Annotated in this window: 11 protein-coding genes and 2 tRNA genes; 7 read left to right on the forward strand and 6 right to left on the reverse strand. The window is 53.7% G+C overall.

The window, feature by feature from the left end; all coding sequences use genetic code 11:
- Window positions 1-12 precede the first annotated feature (12 nt).
- Window positions 13-1,137 carry a cyclic dehypoxanthinyl futalosine synthase gene (gene mqnC, locus NEV57_RS01480; RefSeq protein ID WP_257656511.1) on the reverse strand — a complete coding sequence of 375 codons (1,125 nt, stop codon included), beginning with the start codon at window positions 1,135-1,137 and terminating at the stop codon, window positions 13-15.
- A gap of 65 nt (window positions 1,138-1,202) precedes the next feature.
- Window positions 1,203-2,366: a PQQ-dependent sugar dehydrogenase gene (locus NEV57_RS01485; RefSeq protein ID WP_257656512.1), complete on the reverse strand. Its 1,164-nt coding sequence runs from the start codon at window positions 2,364-2,366 to the stop codon at window positions 1,203-1,205.
- A 410-nt stretch (window positions 2,367-2,776) separates the two neighbouring features.
- Here NEV57_RS01485 and NEV57_RS01490 point away from each other — a divergent pair, with 410 nt between their 5' ends.
- The 3 genes from NEV57_RS01490 (at window position 2,777) to NEV57_RS01500 (ending at window position 6,120) form a co-directional block, all read left to right on the forward strand.
- Entirely contained in the window at window positions 2,777-4,090 is a 1,314-nt protein-coding gene (locus tag NEV57_RS01490; RefSeq protein WP_257656513.1) for an MFS transporter, read from the forward strand.
- 146 nt (window positions 4,091-4,236) lie between these two features.
- A complete protein-coding gene (locus NEV57_RS01495; protein WP_257656514.1) occupies window positions 4,237-5,280 on the forward strand; it encodes an N-acetylmuramoyl-L-alanine amidase family protein in 1,044 nt (347 codons plus the stop codon).
- Window positions 5,281-5,391: 111 nt separating this feature from the next.
- Window positions 5,392-6,120 (forward strand): (Fe-S)-binding protein, encoded by a 729-nt coding sequence (locus NEV57_RS01500; protein ID WP_257656515.1) that lies wholly within the window; start codon window positions 5,392-5,394, stop codon window positions 6,118-6,120.
- Between the two features lie 8 nt (window positions 6,121-6,128).
- On the opposite strand, the gene NEV57_RS01505 is transcribed toward NEV57_RS01500, so the two are convergent.
- A complete protein-coding gene (locus NEV57_RS01505; protein ID WP_257656516.1) occupies window positions 6,129-7,178 on the reverse strand; it encodes a DUF4434 domain-containing protein in 1,050 nt (349 codons plus the stop codon).
- A 144-nt stretch (window positions 7,179-7,322) separates the two neighbouring features.
- Between NEV57_RS01505 and NEV57_RS01510 the strand changes: the two genes are divergently transcribed.
- From NEV57_RS01510 to NEV57_RS01520, 3 genes are read left to right on the forward strand one after another with little or no spacing between them, the layout of a single operon-like run.
- The gene (locus tag NEV57_RS01510) at window positions 7,323-9,317 is read left to right on the forward strand and encodes an alpha/beta hydrolase family protein (protein ID WP_257656517.1); all 1,995 of its coding nucleotides are present in this window, start codon (window positions 7,323-7,325) and stop codon (window positions 9,315-9,317) included.
- Window positions 9,318-9,347: 30 nt separating this feature from the next.
- Window positions 9,348-10,790, forward strand: a complete 1,443-nt coding sequence (locus NEV57_RS01515) for a Gfo/Idh/MocA family protein (RefSeq protein ID WP_257656518.1) — start codon at window positions 9,348-9,350, stop codon at window positions 10,788-10,790.
- A gap of 27 nt (window positions 10,791-10,817) precedes the next feature.
- Complete coding sequence (locus NEV57_RS01520) at window positions 10,818-11,579, forward strand: glucosamine-6-phosphate deaminase (RefSeq protein WP_257656519.1); 762 nt, start codon at window positions 10,818-10,820, stop codon at window positions 11,577-11,579.
- Here NEV57_RS01520 and NEV57_RS01525 read toward each other — a convergent pair.
- Window positions 11,544-12,557 (reverse strand): LacI family DNA-binding transcriptional regulator, encoded by a 1,014-nt coding sequence (locus tag NEV57_RS01525; RefSeq protein WP_257656520.1) that lies wholly within the window; start codon window positions 12,555-12,557, stop codon window positions 11,544-11,546. The genes NEV57_RS01520 and NEV57_RS01525 overlap by 36 nt on opposite strands.
- 164 nt (window positions 12,558-12,721) lie before the next feature.
- Here NEV57_RS01525 and NEV57_RS01530 point away from each other — a divergent pair, with 164 nt between their 5' ends.
- A complete protein-coding gene (locus tag NEV57_RS01530; protein ID WP_257656521.1) occupies window positions 12,722-14,008 on the forward strand; it encodes an amidohydrolase family protein in 1,287 nt (428 codons plus the stop codon).
- 87 nt (window positions 14,009-14,095) lie between these two features.
- Here the strand turns inward: NEV57_RS01530 and NEV57_RS01535 are convergent.
- A tRNA-Leu gene (locus NEV57_RS01535) sits at window positions 14,096-14,180 on the reverse strand.
- A 58-nt stretch (window positions 14,181-14,238) separates the two neighbouring features.
- A tRNA-Gly gene (locus tag NEV57_RS01540) sits at window positions 14,239-14,314 on the reverse strand.
- Window positions 14,315-14,387 lie beyond the last annotated feature (73 nt).

Below are 14,387 nucleotides of genomic sequence, written 5' to 3' on the forward strand. Positions count from 1 at the left end.
TATCGAATGAACTCAATAATCAATCACCTGTTCTTCCATTACTGCCGGTAATTCCCGGAATTCATATTTCTGTGTCCGGAGCTGTGGCTCGAAGCCGGCCTCCCGGATGGCCTGCTGAATGGAGGCAGACGTAAACCGGTGCGGTGCGCCGGCAGCGGATACCACATTCTCCTCAATCATGATCGATCCAAAGTCATTTGCCCCCGCGTGCAGGCAGAGCTGTGCAACGCGTTTTCCGACAGTCAGCCACGAGGCCTGGATGTTTTTTATATTGGGCAACATGATACGGCTAAGGGCAATCATGCGGATATACTCCTCGCCGGTCACATCGTTGGTGATGCCGCGCAGGCGCTTAAGTAATGTGCCATCGTCCTGGAAAGGCCAGGGAATGAATGCGATAAATCCGTGCGCATCCCGGGGGCGTTCTTCCTGCACCTCCCGGACCCAGACCATGTGTTCAAAACGCTCGGCTATTGTTTCCACATGGCCAAACATCATCGTCGCGGAAGTCGGAAGGTTGATCTGGTGGGCTGCCCGCATGACATCCAGCCATTCCCGTCCGCCGCATTTTCCTTTGGAGATCAGCCGCCTGACGCGATCGTTAAGGATCTCGGCACCGGCTCCCGGAAGGGAATCGAGCCCCGCGTCCTGGAGTGCCTTCAGTACATCAATGTGACTCATCTGCTCCAGTTTGGCCACGTGTGCAATCTCGGGCGGGCCCAGGGAATGCAGTTTAAGTGTGGGGTACAGTTCTTTTAGCTGCCTGAACAGGGTGGTGTAAAATTCCAGCCCCAGGTCAGGATGGTGGCCGCCCTGCAGCAGCAGCTGGTCGCCCCCGTACCGGAACGTTTCCTCGATTTTCTGTTTATACGTTTCGATGTCGGTAATGTAGCTGTCGGCATGGCCCGGTCTACGGAAAAAATTGCAGAATTTGCAGTTGGCAATGCATACGTTGGTGGTATTCACATTACGGTCGATCTGCCAGGTCACTTTGCCGTGGGGCACCTGGATTTTCCGCAGTTCATTGGCTACGTAGGTCAAATCCGCCGTTGCTGCATTTTTATACAGGTAAACGCCTTCGTCGACCGAAAGAAAGTCAAATTGAAGCGCGCGTTGAAGCAGTTGTTCTGTATTCATCGTTATGCAAAGATACACCAGATAAAATAAACGTCATAGGCTTTTCTTGCCGCCACTGACGATGCCTAACCCCCGGCCGGGATCAATTTCAGTAAAAGGCCCGGCCCTTCAGTAAGTACATATATATAGCCGTCGGGCGACTGGGCCACCTGGCGCACGCGACCGATATCCTGTAACAGCTTTTCCTCGTGCCGGTATATTCCGCCGGTTACCGTTATCCGCGCCACATGCATGCCGGCCAGCGCGCCGCTGAACAGGCTGTTTTCCCATCCCGGGTATCGGTCGCCGGTGTAGAAAAGCAGACCACAGGTAGCAATGGAGGGTACCCAATATTGAATAGGCTGCTCCATGCCTTCCTTTTCGGTAAGGTCCGAAATGATGGCCCCGTCGTAATCAATGCCGTAGGTGATCACCGGCCAGCCGTAATTACGGCCTTTTGCAATGATATTGAGCTCGTCGCCGCCACGTGGACCGTGTTCGGTGGCATAGATCACATTATTTGCGCGGTCATAGGCCATGCCCTGCACATTGCGGTGCCCGTATGACCAGATGCTGGGCCGGGCATTGGGCGTGTCACCAAATGGATTGTCGGCCGGAATGTTGCCATCATCGTGCAGCCGATGTATCTTGCCCATATCATTGGAAAGATCCTGGGCATTTTCCTTTGTGCCCCGCTCGCCGGTGCTGAAATAAAGGTAGCCGTCGTCGTCAAATACAATCCGGCTACCAAAATGTACACGTGAGTCGGTGACGGGACCGGTTTGGTACAGTTCCTCCAATTGGTCGACCCGGTTATCTGTTAACCGGAAGCGGACCAACGTGGTACTTCCGCCGCCATTTGCAGGTTTAGCATATGTAGCATAAATCCAGCCGTTGTTTTCATAGTCAGGATGCACCTGAATATCCAGCAGGCCGCTCTGCCCGTTCCGGTAAGTTTCCGGAAATCCCGTTAGCTTTTCCCCGCTGTAGCGGTCGCCTTCGAAAACCAGGATTTCGCCGTTCCGTTCCGTGACCAACAGCCGCCCATCAGGCAGCCAGGTCATCCCCCAGGGGTTTTCCATCCCCGTGTGCAGGGTGTCAATGGAAAACCGGACTTTTTCCGAAACGATAACCGATGCGGTATGGCCCGCGGAAGCCTGTTCTCCGTCCGTTCCGCCACCACCGCAAGCGGCAAACAAAGTAAGTGCGGCTAATATACCGGCCTGTACCGGCAGCTGTCCTGTTCTCATGTGTTTTCAGTCGATTTAAAGCGCTGTATTCAGTTGATTATGATGCTTCAACCTGCGATGGCCCGCCTGAAACGAATGATGTGGTCCGGCAGATCGCAGATATAAACATAATGAAGGCATAAAGATAATAATAATTGATTGCCCGAAGAATACGATCTGGCGTTGAATCGATGTCGCCGGTTGACCGGGCCACCGTCGGAACCGGGCCGTACCCGCGTTGGACTGAGTCCAGTGTGAGTCCAATATAAGTCCAGAGTGAGTCCAGGGTAAGTCCACCTTTTTTCGGAAAACTACTGGACTCACACTGGCTTCATCCTGTACGGGCGTTGCCCGGAGGCCGAACCAGGGTAAATGGAAGTACCAGCGGGTTGCTGTGATTGTACCGGCTATTTTCTATCTTAGTCCGCAGAATGGAACAATTATCAACACCTAAAAACCACAAACCCACCATCCGGGCATGGGCCATGTTTGACTGGGCAAATTCCGCTTATAACCTGGTCATCACGTCCACCATTTTTCCGGCGTATTATACCGCGATTACAACCACGGAGACGCATGGCGACCGGGTTTCTTTTTTTGGGATCAATCTGATCAATACGGCGCTTTCCAACTTTGCACTGTCCTTTGCTTACCTGCTGATGGCACTTGTCCTGCCTATGCTGTCGTCTATTGCCGATTTTAAGGGAAATAAACGATCATTTATGATGGCCTTTACCTACCTGGGCGGTATTGCCTGTATGGGGCTGTTCTTTTTTAAACTGGAAACGCTCGAATGGGGCATAATCTGCTTTACACTGGCGGCCATGGGGTACGTTGGCGGTGTGCTGTTCAATAATTCCTATTTACCCCAGATTGCCACCAAGGACCAGCAGGACCGCGTAAGTGCGCAGGGATTTGCCTACGGTTATGTGGGCTGTGTGACCCTGCAGATCATCTGTTTTGTTTTTGTACTGAAACCCGAGTGGTTCGGTATCACGGATCCGAGTTTTCCAGCACGGCTATCCTTTTTGCTGGTCGGCCTCTGGTGGATCGGTTTTGCACAGATCCCGTTTCGGAAGCTTCCCAAAAACACGTACAATGGCCAGCGTGTTACCAGGCATGTGGTGAAAAAAGGGTTTTCCGAACTGGCGGCGGTTTGGCGTAGGTTGAGGGAGATCCCGGAAATTAAACGTTTTTTACCCGCATTTTTCTTTTATGCCATGGGAGTGCAGACGGTTATGATTGTAGCGGCCTCTTTTGGTGAGAAAGTGCTGCATCTTGGCGCGCCGAAGTTAATTGCCACGATTCTGATTATCCAGCTGGTCGCGATTGCGGGGGCCTACCTGATGTCACTGCTGGCCCGGTATATCGGCAATGTCCGGGTACTGATGCTCGTGGTTTGTATCTGGACGGGGATTTGTATCTCCGCATTCTACATTACCCATGAAGTACAGTTTTATTGCCTTGCTGCACTTGTGGGACTGGTAATGGGGGGTATCCAGTCGCTATCACGCTCCACCTATTCCAAGCTGGTGCCGACGGATGAAGTGGATACGGCTTCGTTTTTCAGTTTTTATGACGTGACCGAAAAGGTGGCCATTGTGCTGGGGTTATTTTCCTTTGCGCTTATTGAACAGATCACCCATAATATCCGTTACTCGGCATTGTGTCTGGGTATATTTTTTCTTATCGGGCTGGCGTTGCTGTGGCGGATGCTCCGGGTTTCGCGGGTAAGTGGTCAGTAACCGCTGGTTGTTTTTTATCGTGGAGACACAGGGAATGTCCCGTTTTTATCGCTGCATAGCGGCAATATGTTTAATATGCTGAATTTTTGTCGTATGTTGTACGGCCTAAGGACACAAACCACCATGTGAACGCTAACAAGAACAAGATGAATTACAAGAAAAAAACAGTTAATTTCCTTTTTGGCAGCATCGTATCGTGTGCAGTCGTTTTAATGAGCGTGGCGCCGGGCGGAAGTGCGTTTGCCCAATCGGGCCCGCTCGCAGGCAAGGTTATCTGCATTGACCCGGGTCATGGCGGCACCGCGGCGACTGACAGTTACCGTCAGGGGCCGACCGGTGAGCGGGAAGAATGGGTCAACCTCCGCGTGAGTACATATTTACAGCAGCTGCTTGAGGCACACGGAGCCAGGGTAATCATGACGCGGACGATTGATGAACAGGTGCCGTTAGCCCGCCGTGCGGAGCTTGCACGGGAAAATGATGCGGACGTATTTCTTTCCATCCACCACAATGCAACGGCCGACGACGCGGTAAATTTTCCGATTATTTATTTCCATGGCAATATCAGTGAAAACCTCGCCGGTGTCCGGCTCGGCGAAGCGTTGGCAGAAGCATTCCGGAAACACATGTACCAAAAAGATGTGCCGGTAAGCATCGTTTCGGACCATACGGTCTTTGCCGATGCCGGAGCTGCAGTACTGCGGGGTACCTACGGCATTCCGGCGGTATTGGCAGAGGCTTCGTTTTTTACCCATCCGCCCGAAGAGCAGCGGCTTAAAGATACCGTTTACAACAGGCGGGAAGCCGAAGCATACCTCGATGCGCTGATCAACTACTTCAGTGCACCGGTGCTGCCGATCCATGCTAAAAATTCCATCGTCGCACAGATCCCCCCATTCCGGGGATTGCAGGAAGCTGACCGGATGAGCCCCGTAGCCAAGAAATGGCACGACGACTATGCCGCGGGTCTTGCCCTGATGAATAAAACAGATTCGGCTGCATGGCGGGAAGCCTATGAATATTTCACGCGTTCCGCCCGTTCATTTCCTGATTCTTACGTGGCCGGGCAGGACCACCGGTACCGGGCAGAATTGCTGCATCGCCTTGGCCAGGAAACCGAAGCAAAGCAGGAAGCGATCCGCACGGCCGAATATTATGTCCCCGGCTGGGATGCTGCGGAAGAAAAGTGATTGCCGTATCCTATATAGCGGCCCATATACTGGAATGAGCGCCGCAAGCCATGAAATGATATTTTTGTTCCCGGGTTTCCAATATTGCGCTAACTTTGCCGTTAACGACATATGACTGTACAGCTATTTATCCCCTGTTTTATTGATCAGCTATTTCCGGAGACGGCCTTTAACACCGTGCGCGTACTGGAAAAAGCAGGCTGCACGGTAATCTACAACCCACAGCAGACCTGCTGCGGCCAGCCGGCTTACAATGCCGGGTTCTGGGACGAGGCAAAACAGGTCGGGCAGAAATTCCTGAATGATTTTTCCGGCGAACACCCGATTGTTTCACCGTCCGCATCGTGCACGGGAATGGTCAAAAATGCATATGACGACTTGTTTACCAATACCGTGATCCACAACCATTGCCGGACAATACAGGGCAATATCCATGAATTATCCTCTTTTCTGGTGAACGTGCTGAAAAAGGATTACTTCGGGGCAGAGCTGGAAGGACGGGCTGTATACCACGATTCGTGTTCGGCCCTGCGGGAATGCCGCATCAAAGAGGAACCCCGCCAGTTGCTGGAACGGGTGGATGGCCTGGAACTCGTGGAAATGCGTGATACCGAGACCTGTTGTGGCTTCGGCGGTACATTTGCCGTGAAGTTTGAGGCGATATCCAGTGCCATGGCCGAACAGAAAGTGCATCATGCGCTGGAAATGGAAGCCGATTACCTTATTTCCACGGACGCTTCCTGCCTCATGCAGCTGCAGGCCTACATCACCAAGCATCAACTGCCCATTAAAACCATGCACCTGGCCGACGTGCTGGCACATGGCTGGGCGAATATCTGAGGCGCTCGTTACCGGCGCTTCAGCCATCCCGCTTCCGTTAAGGCCGTATACAGGTCGTGTTGTCCACGGTAGCCGATCGTTACCGGTGACCCGGGCCGGTTGATCATCCCGGTATATTGGTATATGAATACCTGTTCCACCAGTTCAGCCAGTGCCCCAAGCTGTGCCAGCACCCGTTCCGGGGCAGCGGGCAATAAGGCCGAGCGATAGACCTCCCCCTCAAATGCAAAAACCTCGACATCAGCCCATAGCTCGTTCCGGCCTGATTTACGGTGCAGGCGGTGCAGTTTTTCAAAGATTGCCGTGCTTTCATCCACCCGGGTTTTCTGCACGCCGATTTCGTCCTGATAGGCAATAAAATCCACGTCCAGCCGGTCGAGCTGCGCCACGTAGCCGTCGTCGGCCGCTACGTTTCTTGTGCCGTAGGGTGCAATCAGTGTTTTCGCTCGGGGTGTCAGCCGATGGGCTTCCAGCGAGCATTTGTTCACATATTGGATGAAATTATCATCGAAATGGCCGTTAATGCCCGTTTCGTTGGGGTAATACCAGCCGTAAAAGCTGGGATGATGGCCATATTTCCCAGTGAGCTCCTCCATGGCCCTTACGCGCAACAGGTGTATGTCTTTATCCTGCATCAGGAACGCCGGGTTCCGCCAGTCGCCAAAAAAACCATTACTCATAAATACGCGTAGCTGATGCTTATCCGTTGCCGAAAGCACGGTTTCCAGGGGATCGTTATCGGTCAACGCGTGTTGGGGCAATAGGGCTGAGGGGTAAAAACTTTTGCCATAGATCGCCACATCCAGCAATACCAGGTAGCGGATGCCGGTCCCGGCGATTTCCGCAACCTTTGCTTCCCAGTCGTCCGCCGTAAATGCCGCCAACGCCGGATTCCAGTAGGTTCCCTCCACTTCACTGTGATGCTGGAACTCAAACCAGGTGCCGGTGATGGCGTGTACTTTCCGGTGGTTTCCGGCAGGCGCTGCTGTGGAATGTCCATGAAAAAGCGCCAGCGCTGCGGAGGCCCCGGCCAGTTGCAGGAAATTTCTTCTTTTCATTCGTTTAATTGGTATTAACGGCAGCAAGATACTGAATTTCGGTAACGTTCTCGGTAATTTTGGCTGATCAATGCTTGTCTGCTAACGCCACAACGGTTATTTTTGGTAGGCACATAAGTGTCTGTATCACCATATTGACCGGTTATGAAAAACTTCCCATCTGCTGATCTCCTTGCGGGCCACCGTAACCACAGGGGAATTATCGACGATCCGCTGGCCCGGCAGCTACGCACGCAGGCTGCGGAGGCAGCTGACCGGCATTGGCATACCCTTCAGGCAGTTGCCTGGGAGGAAACAGCAGCACAGCTGAGGGAGCATATCGTTGCACAGACCGGAGTTGCGTTTTATCCCCAATTGCCGCTGCTGCTGAAAGAAACAAAACGGATACCGTTACAGGGGCTGACGGTTGCAGCCATCCGGTACCAGACGCTTCCGGACGTGTTTGCCACCGCCAGTCTCTACATCCCTTCGGGGGAAGGACCACATCCGGGTATTGTACTGACACACGGCCATTGGGAAGGTGCCCGGAATTCCGTACTGTTCCAGGAGGTTGCACAATACATTGCACGGCATGGGTATGTTTGCCTGGTGCCGGACGCATGGGGCGCCGGCGAACGTTCGACCGTTGCCGGGGTGGAAGAATACCACGGCAGTAATCTCGGCGCTTCGCTATTGAATATCGGAAAAACGCTGCTGGGTATGCAGGTTACCGAAAATATCCGTGCGGTGGACCTGTTGTGTACGCTGCCCTATGTGGACCATGACCGTATTGGGGCAACCGGTGCCAGCGGGGGAGGAAACCAGGCCATGTGGCTGGCCGCTTTGGACACCCGTGTCAGGGCGGTTGTCCCGGTAGTCAGCGTAGGTACATTTCAGTCGTATATCATGAACAGCAACTGTGTATGCGAGTTATTGCCGGGGGGGCTCACTTTTACTGAAGAAGCCGGCGTACTGGGGCTGATTGCCCCGCGTGCCCTCCGGGTCATCAACGCCGGGGAAGAAGCAAACCCGTCGTTTATGCCGGCGGAAATGCAGCGGAGTTATCGTTATGCACAGCCAATATTCGAGCAGCTGGACGTGGGAAACCACATCGACCACCAGGTAATAGCCGGCACGCATGGCTACAATGTGGCAATGCAGGCATCGATGATTGCCTGGTTTAACAGGCACCTTAAGCAGCGGCCAGCCAATGAACCGCCACTGCCCGTATCAGCTGCAGAAATCCGCAGTGCCGGAGAACTGGCCACATACGGTCCGGGAGCGCGTGAAGCCGCTGTACAGACAACGGCGACCTTCTGTACGGGCGAGGGACACCGGATCCGGGAAGCGCTGATGCAGGTGTCGTCCATTGAACCTGAAAAAAAGAAACACCGGTTGCGGCAGCTTCTCGGTCTGCAGGAAGCGCAGCTTCGGCAGGTGAACCCACAGTTAGTGACCGACGGCCGGCAAGCCGTGCAACTGATAACGGCATCCGGCAATGTATTGCCGATTTGGCTAAAGCAACCTGCCAATCCTGCGGCCGGTATTGCCGTGCTGGTTCACGGCCAGGGCCGCGACCGATTGCCCGCATCGGCCGTCTCGGATATCACGGCGGAGGGAAAGGGAATTCTTACCCTGGATTTGTGGGGCACCGGATCGCATGGTTCCGTCACGGCGACGCAAATAGACGGCAAGCTAAGTCCGCACCACACGTTATCCCGTTCCATGCTATGGCTGGGCCAAACGATGATGGGGCAGTGGGCCGGTGAGCTGTGCCTGGCAATGCAATGGGTGCAGTCGCAGTATCCCGAGGCGGCCATCCAGCTAACCGGATTCCGCGAAGCGGGGCTGGCAGCGTTGTATGCAGCGCCTTTTACCCCCCTACCAAGCAAGATCACCGTTGTAGACACTCCGGTAAGCTACCTTTTTGATACCGCGGAAGGGGTTGACCATTACAACATGAGCGTCCATGTTCCGGGTATTCTTCCGTGGGGTGATATCGGCATGCTGGCTGCATTGGCGAACGGACCCATAACCTTCCGGAATCCGTGTACCCTTTCCGGTCGCCCGCTGGATGCTACCGCGTTGCGGGCACACTGGGGTTTTTTCAAGACCATGCAGCGTATTGCGGACCGGCAGGTGGATGTCCGGTTTGAATAGTCCGAACCATTTATCCTAAATAAACCAAATATGAAAAGAAACCGAAGAGCATTTTTGAAACTGTCCGGCCTCGCCGGGATCGGGCTGGCAGCCACCCCGGCAATGGTATCCTGTTCCGGAGCCGGTAATCCCGAACAGGAATCGGCCCTTGGCCATATCCGGAAGTACGCGATGCAGTCCCATACCCAGGCATTTAACATGAGTGGATATGCGGCACCCAAAATGGACCAGGTGCGTGTGGCTTTCATCGGTGTGGGCAACCGTGGAGCCGCTGCGGTGGAGCGGTTAAGTTACATCGAAGGCGTGTCCATCGTTGCCCTGTGCGACATCCGGGAGGAACGGACCAAGGTTGCCGAAGCCCGGATCAAACGCCCGGGGCATAAGCCGCAGCTATATGGCGGAAAGGCGGAGGACTGGCGGCAGGTATGTGAACGCGATGATGTCGATCTGGTTTACATCTGTACCCATTGGGAACTGCATGCACCGATTGCACTTTATGCCATGGAACAGGGCAAACATGTGGCGGTTGAAATCCCGGCTGCTACCACGGTGGAGGATTGCTGGAAGCTGGTGGAAACTTCGGAACGCACCCGCAGGCACTGCGTTATCCTGGAAAACTGCTGTTACGATTTCTTTGAGCTATTGACCCTTAACCTGGTCAGGCAGGGATTCTTCGGTGAATTAATCCACGGTGAGGGGGCATACATCCACGATATTATGGACAGTTTCTTCGACCGTGAAAAGCGTTACGATCTCTGGCGGCTGAAGGAAAATACGCGGCGCAACGGAAACCTGTATCCCACGCATGGCCTGGGACCGATCTGCCAGGCAATGGACGTTAATCGCGGCGACTGCATGGACTACATGGTTTCCATGGCATCCAATGATTTTATGATCGGCGCCGCGGCAAAGGAAAAGCTATCCGAAGATCCTTCTTACCAACCGTATATCGGCGACAACATCCGGGGGAACATGAATACCAGTGTCATCCGGACCAAACGGGGACGGACCATCATGCTTCAGCACGACGTGACATCGCCCAGACCCTATAGCCGCATCCACCTGTTGAGCGGTACCAAGGGAACGGCACAGAAATATCCATTGCCCGGACGGATATCCAACAGTCACACGGGCTGGCTGGATGAGGCCGAAGTCAGCGCACTGGAAGCCCAGCATACGCCGCCGCTGGTACGGAAGCTCGGGGAACTTGCCCGGGAAATCGGAGGGCATGGCGGCATGGACTTTCTTATGGACTGGCGGTTAATTGACTGCCTGCGGAACGGGTTGCCAGTGGATATGGACGTCTATGACGCCGCATCGTGGAGCGTGGTGTCGCCACTGTCGGAATGGTCCGTGGCGAACGGCAGCCAGCCGATCCCTATTCCGGATTTTACCGGGGGGTCGTGGAAAACGAATCAACCCGTCGATATTTCATTAGCTGCCGGGGGTACAACACAGGTTATCAGTGCTTAACATTATTCAACAGTATAAATTATTATCATGAACGTTATTATTTCAGCAGATGCAAAGGCACTTGGCGATAAGGCCGGAAGATTGGCGGCAACGTATATCAAGAAAGCGATTGCCGAAAGGGGGGAAGCCTTTATTATTGTCGCCACGGGCACCAGTCAGTTTGAAACCCTCAACACGTTACTGCAGGATGGGGAGATCGACTGGTCCGCGGTTACGTTATTCCATCTGGACGAATACATTGACCTACCGGTGCATCACCCGGCTAGTTTCCGTAAATACCTGATAGAGCGTGTGCTGGCCAGAACCGGACCATTGAAGGCAGCCTACCTGATTGATGGTGAGTCGGATCCCGTATCGGTCATTGACGCACTGGCTGACCGGATCAGTGGAATTACCGTGGATGTGGCACTGGTGGGGATCGGCGAAAATGGCCATCTCGCCTTCAACGATCCGCCTGCGGATTTTGAGACGGAGGCCCCGTACCTCGTTGTGGACCTTGATGAGCCCTGCCGGGCACAGCAGTGCAATGAGGGTTGGTTTGCCGACATCAGCGAAGTACCCCGGCAGGCGATAAGCATGTCGGTGAAGCAAATACTCAAATCGACACACATTATCTGCTCAGTGCCCGACCGCAGAAAGGCCCAGGCCGTTAAAGACAGTCTGGAACAGCCGGTAAGCAACCGGTATCCGGCGAGTATTTTACAGACCCACCCCAGTTGCTATTTCTTTCTCGATGAGGAATCGGCCTCCTTATTACAGACACCTGCGGGTGGAATCGCGGATCAGTAGTTTTCCGGGAAGAACGACTTCACGTGGCTGGAATGTGCTCCGGGTGATGTGGCTGATCAGCAATTCACAGGCTTGCTTACCGATATCGTAGGCAGGCTCCGCGACCGTGGTGAGGGATGGCGAAATGATTTCGCCCGATGGATCGCCGGTGAAGCCGATGACCCCGATTTCCGGGCCGATGGCGATGCCGTGTGCTTTCAGTGCCAGCATGGCACCGATGGCCTTCCGGTCATTGACAGCAAACACCGCATCGGGCGGATCAGCCAGCGCCAGCAGGCGTTCCATGTCACTGAACCCGTCCTGTTGGGAAAAACCCGAATGAACCATCCATTCCTCCCGTACGGGGTGTCCCGATTTGGCTAGGGTATCCAGATAGCCCTGCTTACGGCGTAACGTGAAGTCGAGGTCGGGCGGCCCGGCGAGGTGTGCAATGCGGCGGTACCCCTGTGCTAACAAGTGCTCGGTTGCGGCAACGGCACCATTGTAATCGTCCTGCCTGACGTGTGATGTTGCAATATCCGGCAGCACGCGGTCAAAAAAAACGACTGGTATGTTCTGCAGTAGCATTTCAAAAACCGGAACGGCATCGTCGGCCGAAGAAGCAGCAATCAGGATGCCATCCAGGTGCAGCGGATTCAGGTTTCTGATAATGGCCGTTTCCCGTTCCGCGGCATCGTTGGTGACAAAAAGGATGATGTTATATCCCTCGCGGTAGGCAGTTTCCTGAATGCCCGTGATCACAGTGGAAAAATAGTAATGGTTAATAGCCGGCAATATGATGCCGATATTTTTTGATTTGCCGCCGGCAAGTCCCACAGCATACACATTGGGCTTGTAATTTAACTCCTCGGCTTTTTTTAACACCCGTTCGCGCGTGGTTTCACTGACATCGTAGGTATCGCGCAGGGCGCGGGATACGGTAGCCACTGAAATTCCAAGTGCCTGGGCGATGTCTTTTATCGTAGTTTGAACCGGCATGTTAACGGGATCCTAAGGAAGACCGGTACCAAGATAACAAAGTTTTGCAGTATAGCCAACGCCGGCCGGTGCGGCCGAGACTTGGTAATTTTTTTGTTCTGTGGGAACAGGAGCGGAAAAAAGTCGCTATTTTTAAGTCGTAATTACCTGTAAAACCAGCGCTGATGAAAACATTCCAATACCTAACCGTAGTTTCTTTACTGTTATTATTTACTGCCTGCGGGGCCGACCGCACCACGGAGGAATCCGCATATACGGCTTTTGTAGGGGGCACGGTCATTGATGGCAGTGGCGCAGCTCCAATCAGCGATGGCGTTGTGCTGATGCACGGCGGCCGCATTGTTGCGGTGGGCTCCCGGGATCAGGTTACGCTTCCGGAAAATACCAAAATCAGGGATGTTACGGGCAAGACCGTCATCCCCGGATTGATTAATACACATGGACACGTAGGTGATGTCAAGGGGGTGGAAGGCGGCCATTATTCCGCTGAAAATGCCGCCCATGACCTGGAACGCTATGCGCAGTATGGCATTACCACGGTAGTGAGCCTCGGAGGCGACCGGAAGGAAGCCGTTCCGATGCGGTTTGTGAACGACACAACCGCCAATCAGCGGGCACGGCTGTATATTGCCGGCGAGGTCATCAATGGCAACACCCCCGAAGAAGCCGTTGCCGTGGTAGACAGTAATCACCGGATGGGTGTGGATTTTATGAAGATCCGCGTGGACGATAACCTGGGAACCAGCAAAAAAATGCCGGCGGAAATCTATCAAGCTGTTATTGACCGGTCGCATGAACTGGGCTATCAGCTCGCCGTGCATACCTATTACCTGGATGATGCAAAGAAACTGCTTCAGTCGGGGGCCGACCTGGTGGCCCACAGCATACGTGATCAGCAGGTAGATGACACCTTGATTGATCTGATGAAGGCCCGGAACGCCTGCTATTGTCCGACACTTACCCGGGAAGTGTCCACTTACGTATACGAGGATACAGCGGCATTTTTTGATGACCCGTTCTTTCTGCGTGTATATAGCCGGGAAGAAATCCAGCCATTGCTTGATCCGGAAAGACAGCAGCAAGTTCGAAACAGCATAAGCGCGCAGACTTACAAACGCCAGTTACCCGTTGCGATGGCTAATATGAAAATATTGTCCGATCGCGGAGTCCCCATTATCATGGGTACCGACAGCGGAATGCCCGCCCGGTTTATTGGCTATTTTGAGCATATGGAAATGCAGCTGATGGCAGAGGCAGGGATGACACCCATGGAAATAATACAATCGGCCACCGGCAATGCCATTCCCTGCATGAAGCTGAAAGATATCGGTCTGCTGAAGCCGGGTTATTGGGCCGACCTGGTTGTGTTGGATGGGAACCCGCTCGATGACATCAGGAACCTGCAACAGATTGCCGAAGTATGGATAGGGGGCGCGCAGGTTGTACAGTAAACGGCCGCGGTAGACCGCCGGCCAGTACCGGTTGTCTTTAAACGGAAAAAGCCAGGGATACTGTCCCTGGCTTTTCATTTGCTTACGTACCTGGAGCGGGAATCGAACCCGCACTCCTTTAACGGGAACAGGATTTTAAGTCCTGCGTGTCTACCAGTTCCACCATCCAGGCAAATGGGTTGTTACCTAACAATAAATCCCTTCTCTTTTTGCAAGAAGAAGGGATCTCTTGGAGCGAAAGACGAGGTTCGAACTCGCGACCTCAACCTTGGCAAGGTTGCGCTCTACCAACTGAGCTACTTTCGCCTGAAAACGGTGATCGTTTACCGTTTTGGTGATGCAAATATAGCGAGTTTTATATGTATGCCAAATATTTTTT

The organism is Parapedobacter lycopersici (assembly GCF_024643285.1).
Classification (GTDB): Bacteria; Bacteroidota; Bacteroidia; order Sphingobacteriales; family Sphingobacteriaceae; genus Parapedobacter; species Parapedobacter lycopersici.